Raw genomic sequence first — 12,192 nt, forward strand, 5'->3', positions numbered from 1 at the left:
ATCGAGATCGGGCAAGATCGCGCCGTTTTTTTGCCCCTCGCCTGGAAATCTCCCCAGAAAAAGCCTGAGAACTGCAATTCAACCCAGCGATGCGAGCAATTATCGCAATATATTTCTGGCAGAGATCTTCCAATCTTTGCAAAAGTGAAATACCATAGGGAATAGAAATTTCCCACTAACTAGAGATAATGACTGCAAACAGACCAGAACAAACCCTTGCCGAATATCTCATCGCCCTAAAATCTCAGTACGAACAAGCGCTAACAGAAGCAGAAGCGAACGCAGTTCATTACAGAGAACAGCTTTCGCACGTCAATGCCGTGTTACTGAATCAGCTCGTACCCACCAATGGATTGCCCCCGCTACAGGCTCGCATTGAAACAACCGTTCCCGCTTTAGTGTTCGCTCCCGAGGTAGATGCTTCCCAAGATCGTCCCGCTCTAGCGCCCGCCCCGGAAATTACCGAGCCTGCCGAGCCTGCCGCCGTTCTTCCTACAAAACCCCGCGCTCAGAAAGACAAGATTGAGAAAAGCGCGCCAGATTCCGAGCGGGTGACTGGAAAGCGCGTCTCTTTACCACTTTTACCCGCTTACCAAGGACTCAAACGATTGGAGGCGATCGCCCAAATCCTAGAGTCCCAAAAGGGACAAGAAGTTACGATCGACTCGATTACCCAATCGCTTTTTGGCGATCTCAGCCCAGCCCAACATAAAATCGAGCGCTTGAGGCTGAAAACCCTAATGTACCAAGGGGTAAAACTGAAACTGTGGGAAAAAGCGGCAACTCCCTCCAGCTATCTTATTTCAGGCCAGCCAGAGAAAGGGAAGGGGCGCAGCAACAAAAAAGCCTCGCAACCCAGCAGCCCCGCACCGGAACCGACCGCTGAAACAAAACAACCCCGTGCTAGAAAAACATCCCAGCCTCGGGGTCAGAAAAGCGCGCAGGCCAAACCAAAATCAGCCCCGTCCGATAAAAAGAAGCGCATCTCCCTTCCGTTATTGCCCGTCTACAAAGATCTGACGAAACTAGAGGCGATCGCCCAAGTGTTGGCGGAACATCGCGGCGACGTACTTCACCACGACACCATCATTCAATCCCTATACGGCGACCTCAGCCCTCAAGAACTTAAAGAGGAACGGGTGCGGATTAAGACGGCTCTGCTGGGAGGGGTAAAGAACAAAAAGTGGAAAAAAGCAAATGTCCCCTCTAGCTACTTTATCTAGATAGAGCAGTCCTTCGTTGGATAAAAGAAAGCATCTCGCGGGGGCGCAAGGCCTTGCGCCCCTACGACTCGGTATTCTCTTTTCTAGAAATCGTCTAAAACGTCTCGGTAATTCGCTTCATCGCTTCTTCCACGTTGGCACGGCTGTTAAAGGCCGAAATGCGGAAATAGCCCTCCCCGGCAGCCCCAAATCCAGAACCGGGCGTACCCACCACGTTACAATTGTGCAGCAGCTTATCAAAGAAATCCCAGCTAGAAAGTCCGTTCGGCGTTTGCACCCAAACATAAGGAGCGTTGACGCCACCATAAACCTTTAACCCTGCGGCAGTCAGTTGCTCGCGAATAATTTTAGCGTTTTCCAGATAAAAGCCGATCAGAGCCTCGATCTGCGCTTGTCCTTCCGACGAGTACACCGCCTCAGCTCCTCTCTGAACGATATAGGAGACGCCGTTGAATTTAGTAGACTGGCGGCGATTCCAGAGCTTCCACAGCTCTACATCCGAGCCGTCAGCCGCTTTTGCTGTCAAGGTTTTGGGAACCACCGTCAGCGCGCAGCGCGTTCCGGTAAAGCCCGCATTCTTCGAGAACGACCGAAATTCAATCGCGCAGTCCCTCGCCCCTTCAATTTCGTAGATGGAGTGGGGCAAGGTGGGGTCGGTAATGTACGCTTCGTAGGCCGCATCGAAGAAAATGATGGAGCCGTGGGCCTTGGCGTAGTCAACCCAAGCGGTGAGGTGTTCCTTGGTGGCAACTGCTCCAGTGGGATTGTTGGGAAAGCACAGATACACTAAATCGACTTTCTGGGTCGGAATCTGAGCCGTGAAGTCGTTCGCGGCGGTAATGGGCAGATAAACCAACCCCTCGTACTCGCCCTTGTCGTTGGCCTCGCCTGTATGGCCTGCCATGACGTTGGTATCCACATAGACCGGATACACGGGATCGGTGACGGCAATGGTATTGTTATCGCCAAAAATATCGAGGATGTTGCCGCAGTCGCACTTGGAGCCATCGGAGACAAAAATTTCGGAGGCGTCAATGTTGCAGCCTCGCGCTTGGAAATCGTGCCGGGCGATCGCCTCTCGCAGCCATTCGTACCCCTGTTCTGGACCGTAACCTTTGAACTTGCTGCGATCGCCCATATCCTCTACGGCCCGGATCATGGCCGTGCGGCAAGCTTCCGGCAATGGCTCCGTCACATCGCCAATGCCCAAGCGAATCATCGGCGCATCGGGATGCGTCTTGGCAAATTCATTCACGCGCCGCGCAATTTCAGGAAACAGGTAGCCCGCTTTGAGTTTGAGGTAATTGTCGTTAATAGTTGCCATGGTGACTTGGAATGAACGCCCTTGAATAGCTTACTGCTTAGTTGCGTCTTGGATCATCCCATCGGCTGCTGGCCGTCGGCGGTCGTGAGAACGCTATACAGGTCGGGTCGCCGATCGCGGAACAGCCCAAAGCCTGCCCTGTACTGGGCGATCGCATCCAGATCGAAGGTTGCCGTAATGACGCCCTCCTCGGTTCGACCCAGTTCTGCCACCTTATCGCCCCGATGGTCGGCAATAAAGGAATGACCGTAAAACGTCAGCTCGCCCTCGGGACCAATCCGGTTCGCCGCGACCACCGGAATTGCATTCGCGACCGCATGACCGATCATGACGCGCTGCCACGGGTCTTTTGTATCTAGCTCGGCATCGTAAGGTTCGCTGCCGATCGCCGTGGGATAGAGCAGCACTTCAGCACCCATCAGAGCCATCGCGCGCGCGCATTCCGGGAACCATTGATCCCAGCAGATCCCCACGCCAATTTTGCCAATGCGGGTATTCCAGACGCGGAATCCAGTATCGCCAGGGCGAAAGTAGAACTTTTCTTCATAGCCGGGGCCGTCGGGGATGTGGCTTTTGCGGTAAACGCCTAAAACTGCACCATCGGTATCGATCGTCGCCACGCTGTTGTAGTAGGCAGGGCCAGACTGCTCGAAAAACGAAATGGGAATCACCACGCTGAGTTCGGCGGCGATCGCCTGAAAATGCGCGACAGTGGGGTGATTTTGAATGGGATGGGCGCGACTGAACCACTCTTCCCGTTCCTCGCGGCAAAAATAATGCCCTTCAAACAGCTCCGAGGGCAAAATGACCTGTGCCCCCGCCGCCGCCGCTTCGCGGATGCGGCCTTCCACCTGCTTCAGATTGGAGGCGCGCTCGTCTTGGAATTGAAGCTGAATGGCAGCAACGGTCAGCGTTCTAGGGGTCATGCTCTTTGTCATCATGAATTGATACCTATTCTCTAACTTTCAGCCTGAAGAATATTGTAGGTCGGCCATTTATCATTCGTTCTTCTACTCTCTGCATCCCTAATCTTTGGGCAACTCGGTGAGAGGCGACATTGGGCCGATCGCCCGACGCAAAGCGTGCGTTCCCCCCGTAAAATAGGATTGGCCCCAGATAAAAGGGGCGATCGCAGATCGTACATTGGGACAGCCTTTATGCGGCAAGCTATACATCGTGTTGGGTTCAAGCGTGGGGTACTCTGGCTCGTCGTGCTGGGGTTAACTGTTCTATTCTGGCTGGGTTGGGTTAGCCCTGCCTGGGCCAATGACTACACCAAGGAGATTTTGCTCAACGCCGATTTCTCCGGGAGAGACTTAACCGACTCTAGCTTTACGAAAGCCAACCTCAAAAATTCGAACTTCAAAGGTTCTAACCTCAGCGGCGTCAGCTTTTTTGGGGCAAATCTGGAGGATACCAATTTAGAAGGCGTCAACCTCAGCGTTGCAACCTTAGATTCGGCTCGATTGGTACAGGCCAATTTAACCAATGCCGTCTTAGAAGGCGCATTTGCCTACAGCACCCAATTTGAGGGCGCAATTATTACAGGAGCCGATTTTACCGACGTCGATCTGCCAGAGCCAGTCCAATCTGCCCTCTGTAAAGTTGCGGATGGGACAAACCCCACAACAGGACGAAGCACGCGCGAAACGCTGAACTGCGGTTAAATGCGATCGCTGCAGACGTGGTAAGAGACTTCTAATTTTGGCCGAAGGCCATAATCCGAGCAGCGCTCAAGTCAAACCCAGGAATTATCGTGGATTTGATAGGAGTATCTCCAACATAAACCGTATCCTCATACTGTCCATTTACCCAAAGACATAGCGTCACCTGCTGCAGTTCTGGGTCAATAATCCAGTATTCGGCAATTCCGCGCGCTGCATATTCAGTACGTTTATAGCGATAGTCTCTGTCTCGATTTTCTACCCCTGGCGACACCACCTCGATCGCCAGCGCAGGAGGCGGTAGATCCCGCGTTAAGATCGCTCGTTTTGCCCCAATCAAGGCAGCTCGCGATTCTTCAGAATGCACCATCAAATCCGGCAATCGACATTTTGCCCGTCGCCCAGTCACCTCGATCTCCGTATCTTTAAAACTTAACAATGCAATAGGCAGATGCTTCGCCAGCTCAAAAAATAGAAGTTTGGCAATGCTAACGTTGAACTGGCTCTCTGTTGGCATTTCGACTAATTCTCCATCCACCAACTCGTAGCGCTTATCAGTCCCATCGTCATAGGCCAGATAGTCCTCCATTGTCATCAATTGGGTCAGCGAAGGAGCAGTTTGTGTCATCCTTGAGAGCCTCTCGGGATACAGGAGTATTGCTAAGACGCCGCCGTCAAAACATTGGAACATTGCCAAAATCCTAACTAGAGAAGATCCTAGCAAATTTTAGCCTTGCACCTTTAGTAGAATCTAGTTAACGTACAGCCCTGCACCATGAGCAATTTGACAAACTTTCACTTAAAACGCTGCTTTACTTTACTGCTGATGGTTCTTACCTTATTGGGATTCTGGCATCCAGAGGCGAGCGCCCAAACGCTAGCAAAAGCAACCTTCGCGGGTGGATGCTTTTGGTGCATGGAAAAGCCTTTCGATACCCTCCCTGGAGTCGTTTCCACAACCTCCGGCTACACCGGCGGTCAAACGGAACGCCCTAGCTATCGCCAAGTGTCTTCCGGCAAAACGGGGCACGCGGAGTCGGTACAGGTGGTTTACGACCCGACGCAAGTGAGCTACGAGAAGCTTTTGGATGTGTTTTGGCACAATGTAGACCCGCTGGATGGGGGCGGACAATTCTGCGATCGCGGTTCTCAATATCGCTCCAGCATCTTTTTCTACGATGATAAACAGCGCCAATTAGCGGAGCAATCCAAACAAGCGCTAGAACAGTCTGGCATTCAACCGATTGCTACTCAAATCGTTTCGGCGGGTGAGTTTTACCCAGCGGAAGATTACCATCAAAACTACTACAAAACCAACGCGCTGAAATACCGCTTTTATCGATCTGCCTGCGGTCGCGATCGACGGCTCGCCCAAGTGTGGGGAAGAGCGAACTGAGGAGTATCGAAAAAGCAGAAGAGCGCCTAGCGGACTACCTCAGAATGCAGGGCTATTTCATTCTCATTTAGTAATTGACGTGATAAAGTCTATCATACGAAAACTTCGCTATTACCTGCTACTTGGCATCTGTCTGTTAAGTGTTATTCTAATTGAACCGAAATTGGTTGCAGGTCAGCCACAGGGCTTTGCTAGTCATTCTCCAACTAATCCTGTAAGTATTCCCAATCTTCCGATAGCCACCTACTATATCAGTTCATCTGGCAATGATAATAATTCAGGAACCTCTCCTAGCAAGGCGTGGCAAACCGTTAATCGAATTAATCGCTTTACCTTTCGTCCAGGCGATCGCATTTTATTTGAGGGAGGAGCAACCTTTAGAGGCGGATTAAGCTTTGATGCGGGCGATCGCGGCATGCCAACCCAACCCATCTTTATTAGTTCCTATGGCAGAGGAAGAGCGACCCTTGATGCCAGAGATAGCAATGGCATCTACATCCACAACACAGGAGGATATTCGATCGATAACCTCAATCTGGTTGGTTCAGGGTGGAAACATAACCGGGGTAGTGGCATTAATTTCTACAATGATTTGTCAGGAGATGTGAAATTAGAACAAATTCGTATTAACAACGTTGATGTGTATGGGTTTGGAAATCATGGTATTGCTGTTGGTAGTTGGAATCAAAAAAGCGGATATCGCAACATCCAAATCAGTCATGTCTTAACTCACAACAATGGCAAAAGCGGACTTCTAACTTATGCCCAGATCCCCAACGTTCACGAAAACGTGCAGATTCGTTATGTTCGGGCTTACGAAAATCTCGGAATCCCTGGAGATGACAGCCCCACAGGCAATGGTATAGTTCTCGGCGGTGTGAAGGCAGGAATAATCGAGCGATGCATTGCTCATCATAATGGCGAGCTTAATGACGCAAATTCTGGCCCGGTGGGAATTTGGACTTATGACTCGAGTAATGTCGCTATTCAGTACAATGAGTCTTACAAAAATCATACAGGTCGCACAAAAGATGGTGGTGGTTTCGATCTAGATCAGAATGTTTCTCAATCCGTAATTCAATATAATTATTCCCACGATAATGATGGTGCAGGCTATTTACTTGCTCACGGATTGATCAATCCAGCTTTTACTAACAACACTATTCGTTATAATATCAGTCAGAATGACGGACGAAAGAATGACTATGCAGGCATTTATTTATATGGGCAGATTCGTAATACTGAAATTTATAACAACACCGTCTTTGTCAATGCTGCTCCAGTCGGCAAACCAGCAGCAGTAAGAATTGGAAACCTTTCTGTGGAGACGCTAAAGCTTAACGGCGTCCGTTTCTATAACAATATTTTTCAAACAACCGATGGGTTAGATCTAGTTGACATCTCAGCAAGTCAAGTAGGTGGCAAAAAAAATCTAACCTTCCAAGGAAATAATTACTATTCAACCAACAAAAAATTTAGTATTCATTGGGGCGATCGGATTTACATTAACTTCAGTACCTGGCGGAGGGAAACAGGTCAAGAACAACTGCACTCAAATCCATCCGGTTTTAGTATTAATCCCCAATTATTCGAGCCAGGTGGCGGTCTTATAATCGGCAATCCCGATCTACTCTCTACATTAGATGCCTATCGACTCCGTCCAACCTCTCCCCTCATCGATGCCGGATTAAATTTAAACACTTTGTTTAGTCTGGACACAGGAGAGCAGGATTTTTACGGAACTTCTCTACCCCAAGGAAAAAGCTACGAGCTAGGGGCGTATGAGAGCATGGTTAATCTATTACCCCAGCAATCTCAGAGATTTTAGAATGGGAAAGGTTCAGCCCTTCAGTCTACTTAAAATCCGATGGGTTTCATACCGTTAGAGGTTAGAGACGATCTGGTTCTGCTTGCATCCGATCGAAAGGTTCAATCCCAGCGTTATAGAGCATTTTTAGGTGAGCCAGCAGTTCGTTTCTATCCAGAGATCGCTCGATAAAATCAGAGTGTCGCGTTCGCCAACGAGGGGCAAGGTTGGAAGGAGACCTCCCTGAGGCAATATCGCGTTCTATGGCCACGGCTTCTTCCCGATACCAATTTGTGAAGTCATAGAAGCCTGCAATAGTATTGAAGGGCAGCAATAGCAACATTCCTAAGAACAATCCCCGTTGAAGGACAACCCGAAGTTTAGGAACACTATAAAGTTCTCCGATCAAGAAGACAGCGCAGAGGACAGGAACCGCAAAAATAACATAGCGTATAGGCAAACCCAATTTAGGCACCCACCCTGCTCTAGCATGTCCCACGGCCAAGGAAAACAAAATCAGGTTGCTAAAGTAGCACAGGATACCGAACGCTTGATGGCGCTCTAGTCCTTTGTTACGCAAAACGCTCAAGATCGCTATGCCAACGCTGATGGCTAGGACACTGAGGATGGCAATTCCTGATATCATCCACGATCTTGAGGCAAAGGGACCCCAGCCTAATGCCAACAGATGGATAGTAGTGCTAAGGGTTGCTTTTAGTCCGGGGCTAGGAGGATTCCAATACGCGCGTTGATAGTCTACAAAGTATAGGACCGAGAAACACAGGGCGATCGCCGCCGATCCCATTAAAAATCCGCTGATCCACCGCTTCCCCTCTCCAGGTTTTGCTGAATACCAATGAAGAATGCTGCAATAGCTGAGCCATGCAACCAGAAAGGGCACGTATAAGAGCCCATTAGCACCGCATAGGGGCAGTAGCATCAGACATATTCCAGATAGAACTGCAATACTCGGTTTTGCAAAGGTTTTTTGAACCACAAAAAGTAGCAGTATGACGCTGGTTAGAACAGTGGGGATTACCTGAGTAACTTGCCAACCCATCAGAAAGTTCGCTGAATGACCGAGATGCAAGAATGCTAATGAGAAAAAAGCGTCGGAGAAGTGGGTTCGCCCTCTTCGGAGAAGCCGAACTATCCAGGCCATTGCCAATGAAAGTGCTCCTAACAGCCCAATGTTAAAAAAGCCGCCCACCCGGAAATCGCCGTTGGTGATTTGGAGCAGTATCAGGTATATCAAACGAGGAAAAGGAATGCGATGTTCGTTAACCTGAGCCCACACCCAACGCATTAAATCTGATTCCTTCCCAGCTAAGGGAGCGACCATCAACCAATCTTCTGCTAATGGAATTCTACTGCCATACCTAAGCATAAAATTAATAGCAACCAACATCATGACAAGCCATACACCACCAACAAATAGACTTGCCTTCCAGTCGGATTGAGTTGGATTTGAGAATTCGATGTCTGTGCGAGCTGATTGGTATTCCATAAACTCTTAATCTTGGCAATTTTAACCTGATAATAGGAGGGAAATGGAGGGATCTATCTATTTCAAGCGAATAACTGTTTTTTGAGTCGAAGTTTGTTTTGGGTGAAAATTTGAACCCACGACGACTTCTAACCAGAGCTTGAATAAAACTTGCCAGTATCCGCCACCTACTTTGACCAGACGAAAAGAAGATACCCCCATATCGGGCGTTCGGTTAATCCAGGAGATAGGAACTTCTTTAACGGAATAGCCCATCAGTAAGGGTTTAAGGCCTGTTTCCGCATTGACTGCAAAGCCAGGTTGAGTCAATTGGATATTGTCCAGAATTTCACGGCGAAATAATTTCAGATTATTGGTCAGATCCCGAAAATTACGCCAAAATAGAACCCGTGCTAGCATGTGAAATCCTCGGTTCGCAACAATTTTCTGAAAGGGATAGTTCAAAATGACGCTATGACGAGAGAATCGACTGCCGATTGCGATGTCATAGCCTTCGGCAGCAGCATCGAACAAATCGCGAATTTCAGGTAAGAGGTGCTGGAAATCGCAATCCATGGACAGAATATAGCGTCCCGTGGCAACGCTGTACCCATCCCTCAGCGCTCGACCAACACCATTTGGGGGCGTACGGAAAAAAGGCTTAATCAGCGGATCGGTTTCTGCCAACCGTTGCAATACCCCACAGGTGTTATCTTTACTATTGTCATCGACTGGGATAATCTCATGCAAATACTCCCCAAAGTAGGTTTTTAAGCCGTTAATCAGGGATTCAATATTCATTTCTTCATTGTGGCAAGGAACTACTACAGAAATAGCGCCATGCAACGGTCTGTGTTCGCATAGCGAGACAATCGGGCGTTCCGCTGCTCGTGGAGGTTTTTGTGCGTGGATTAAAATTGAACCTGCAAACGTCTGAATAAAGGGTGCATTTTCTAAAAGAATCGAAAGATTTCGGAGCAGCCAAATTAGGTGTTTATTGAGCGGAGCATAGACAAAATCATTAAACACAGAGAACACTTTCAGAAAGCCAACTTCCGAAATTAGCTCATATAACTCAGATCGATTCAGTAAGTGTCGGGGATCTTTATTCCCAAAGAGTTGTGAAATTAGGCGACGGAACTTAAGAATCACATTCCAAGGATTACTTTCATAAAAGATGACTTGTCCACCAGGTTTTAATAAATCGTATACCGTTTTTAAAACTGAGGCACAATTACTCCGATCCAATAAATCCATTGCTACAACAAAATCAAATTGACGGTTTTCAAGGGCACCTGAAATTTCATTAGCGACAATGAGTTCAATGGGTTCGGGAATGTAATTGATACCATCCGGCTTGAGATTAAAGGTGACGGCTGTAATCGGGTTCTCACCCCGAGAAACTTTAAGCAGTTGGCGCGTAAAAAAACCTTTTCCACAGCCGATCTCTAGAATAGTTTGCCCTGGGAGTAGATGGGTTAGATGTCGAAAAGACTGTGCTCGCCATAAAAGTCGATCTTGATAAATCGGATCCCGTTTTTCCCAATACCGATCGCGGTACCGTTCTCTTACTCCTAAAACTTTAGCTGCAGGAGTTTGGAGAGCAAGCACCGAGTCTTCAATTAATGTAGAAGCACGGGAAACTAAACTATCAATATCACCCGTTCTAGTGCGAAATACTATGCGATCGCTAAATAAATAATTAAGAACAGAACCAATGACAATCCCAATCAATACGTTGATCGTATAATAGATTCCAAGCCAGTCCATTAGCGGAAACAGGATAAAGCTTCGAGTGAAAATAGCAATTCCCGCAGACAGATGATATAGGGGAATTTGATAGAATATGATTTCTTTTATTCGCCATGTTGTCGCAGGCCAAACCCACAGGCGGTAAACAAAGAAACTAAACAACAAAGATATTTCAAGAGCAGAAATATTAGCAACATTTCTCAGTAATGGTGTATTTAGATTCAGGATTTCAACTAGACTAAAAAGAAGTACGACATTAAAGGCTGCGGTAATCGCCCCGCAGATTAAATATCGAACGATCTGCTTCCTCCAAATAGATTGAAATAATTCCATTATTTAATCTCCGTTTTTAGATATATTTCAGCTCTAAAAAATTATCAGAAAAATGATGAAGAGAAGGGTAATATAAGTAAAACCTTTTCCACTTTTTATAACTATCATTCCTTTGACAATATTTCTATATCCATCGCTCGACATTTTGCGAGAAAATTTCTTTTAAAATATCTGGAATACTATAAGTTAGTTGCCAGTTAGAATAGTGATTCTTGAATTTTTGAATATCGCTAATCCACCAGATATGGTCACCAATACGATTATTCTCTACGTAAGTCCAATTCAGTTTTTTTTCTGTAATTTCTTCACATTGTTGGATTGCTTCTAACATCGAGCAGTTGCTAAATCGACCACCACCAATGTTGTACACCTCTGCCACACGAGGAGATTTGTAAAAGTGATAAAATGCATTAACTAAATCATAGCTATGAATATTATCTCGAACTTGTTTTCCCTGATAACCAAAGACTTGATAAGATTTGCCAGCCATAGCACATTTCATTAAATAGGACAAAAAACCATGCAATTGAGTCCCCGAATGGCTAGGGCCTGTCAAGCATCCTCCTCGAAATACTGCCGTTTTCATCTCAAAGTAGCGACCATATTCCTGAACCAATACATCAGCAGCCACCTTCGATGCTCCGAACAAGGAGTGCTTGCAGTTATCAATGCTCATGGTTTCATCAATTCCTGGATGGTAGGGATGAGATTCTGAAATTTCCCAACGCTTTTCTTGTTCGAACAAGGGTAGAAAATTAGGATTATCTCCATAGACCTTGTTGGTCGAGCAAAAAATAAACACTGTATTTGGACAGTACTGTCGGGCATTTTCGAGCAGGACTAAGGTGCCATTCGCATTCACAGAAAAATCAGTATAGGGATCTCTCGCAGCCCAGTCATGGGAAGGTTGAGCCGCTGTATGAACGATCAGGCTAACGTCAGTGTTATAGGTTGAGAATATTTGCTCGATCGCATCGCGATCGCGAATATCAACATTGTGATGAATATAGAGATCGCTGTAGTCGCTGAGTAAGCGATCGCGATTCCACTCCGTGGAGGCATCTTCACCGAAGAAGACTTGGCGCATATTATTGTCAATTCCAATAACCGTAAAACCTCGATCGCAGAAAAAACGAACTGCTTCAGAGCCAATTAAGCCTGCAGAACCTGTAACTAAGATGGAATTCATTGTGATTGTGGAAGTAAA

Annotated in this window: 10 protein-coding genes; 4 read left to right on the plus strand and 6 right to left on the minus strand. The window is 47.2% G+C overall.

All coding sequences use genetic code 11. From position 1 onward, the window contains the following. Nucleotides 1–188: 188 nt before the first annotated feature. The gene (locus tag R6H26_RS25005) at nucleotides 189–1,223 is read left to right on the plus strand and encodes a hypothetical protein (RefSeq protein ID WP_404786437.1); all 1,035 of its coding nucleotides are present in this window, start codon (nucleotides 189–191) and stop codon (nucleotides 1,221–1,223) included. A gap of 94 nt (nucleotides 1,224–1,317) precedes the next feature. Here the strand turns inward: R6H26_RS25005 and R6H26_RS25010 are convergent, their stop codons facing one another. Beyond that, on the minus strand, nucleotides 1,318–2,547 hold the full coding sequence (locus R6H26_RS25010; RefSeq protein WP_404786439.1) for an LL-diaminopimelate aminotransferase: 1,230 nt from the start codon (nucleotides 2,545–2,547) through the stop codon (nucleotides 1,318–1,320). Nucleotides 2,548–2,600: 53 nt separating this feature from the next. Further along, a complete protein-coding gene (gene aguB / locus R6H26_RS25015; protein WP_404791446.1) occupies nucleotides 2,601–3,485 on the minus strand; it encodes an N-carbamoylputrescine amidase in 885 nt (294 codons plus the stop codon). 219 nt (nucleotides 3,486–3,704) lie between these two features. Here aguB and R6H26_RS25020 point away from each other — a divergent pair, with 219 nt between their 5' ends. After that, nucleotides 3,705–4,214, plus strand: a complete 510-nt coding sequence (locus R6H26_RS25020; RefSeq protein ID WP_404786440.1) for a pentapeptide repeat-containing protein — start codon at nucleotides 3,705–3,707, stop codon at nucleotides 4,212–4,214. A 31-nt stretch (nucleotides 4,215–4,245) separates the two neighbouring features. Here the strand turns inward: R6H26_RS25020 and R6H26_RS25025 are convergent, their stop codons facing one another. Next, the gene (locus R6H26_RS25025) at nucleotides 4,246–4,839 is read right to left on the minus strand and encodes a Uma2 family endonuclease (RefSeq protein WP_404786441.1); all 594 of its coding nucleotides are present in this window, start codon (nucleotides 4,837–4,839) and stop codon (nucleotides 4,246–4,248) included. Between the two features lie 147 nt (nucleotides 4,840–4,986). Between R6H26_RS25025 and msrA the strand changes: the two genes are divergently transcribed. Beyond that, nucleotides 4,987–5,607: a peptide-methionine (S)-S-oxide reductase MsrA gene (gene msrA, locus R6H26_RS25030; protein WP_404786443.1), complete on the plus strand. Its 621-nt coding sequence runs from the start codon at nucleotides 4,987–4,989 to the stop codon at nucleotides 5,605–5,607. A 79-nt stretch (nucleotides 5,608–5,686) separates the two neighbouring features. Further along, nucleotides 5,687–7,435, plus strand: coding sequence for a right-handed parallel beta-helix repeat-containing protein (locus R6H26_RS25035; protein WP_404786445.1), 1,749 nt, complete (start codon nucleotides 5,687–5,689; stop codon nucleotides 7,433–7,435). A 61-nt stretch (nucleotides 7,436–7,496) separates the two neighbouring features. Here the strand turns inward: R6H26_RS25035 and R6H26_RS25040 are convergent, their stop codons facing one another. From R6H26_RS25040 to R6H26_RS25050, 3 genes are all read right to left on the minus strand, one after another. Continuing rightward, entirely contained in the window at nucleotides 7,497–8,474 is a 978-nt protein-coding gene (locus R6H26_RS25040; RefSeq protein ID WP_404786447.1) for a hypothetical protein, read from the minus strand. 504 nt (nucleotides 8,475–8,978) lie between these two features. Beyond that, a complete protein-coding gene (locus R6H26_RS25045) occupies nucleotides 8,979–10,985 on the minus strand; it encodes a glycosyltransferase (protein WP_404786449.1) in 2,007 nt (668 codons plus the stop codon). 124 nt (nucleotides 10,986–11,109) lie between these two features. Further along, nucleotides 11,110–12,174 (minus strand): NAD-dependent epimerase/dehydratase family protein, encoded by a 1,065-nt coding sequence (locus R6H26_RS25050; RefSeq protein WP_404786451.1) that lies wholly within the window; start codon nucleotides 12,172–12,174, stop codon nucleotides 11,110–11,112. Nucleotides 12,175–12,192: the final 18 nt, after the last annotated feature.

Source organism: Altericista sp. CCNU0014, assembly GCF_044923475.1.
Lineage (GTDB): Bacteria > Cyanobacteriota > Cyanobacteriia > Thermosynechococcales > Thermosynechococcaceae > JAAURS01.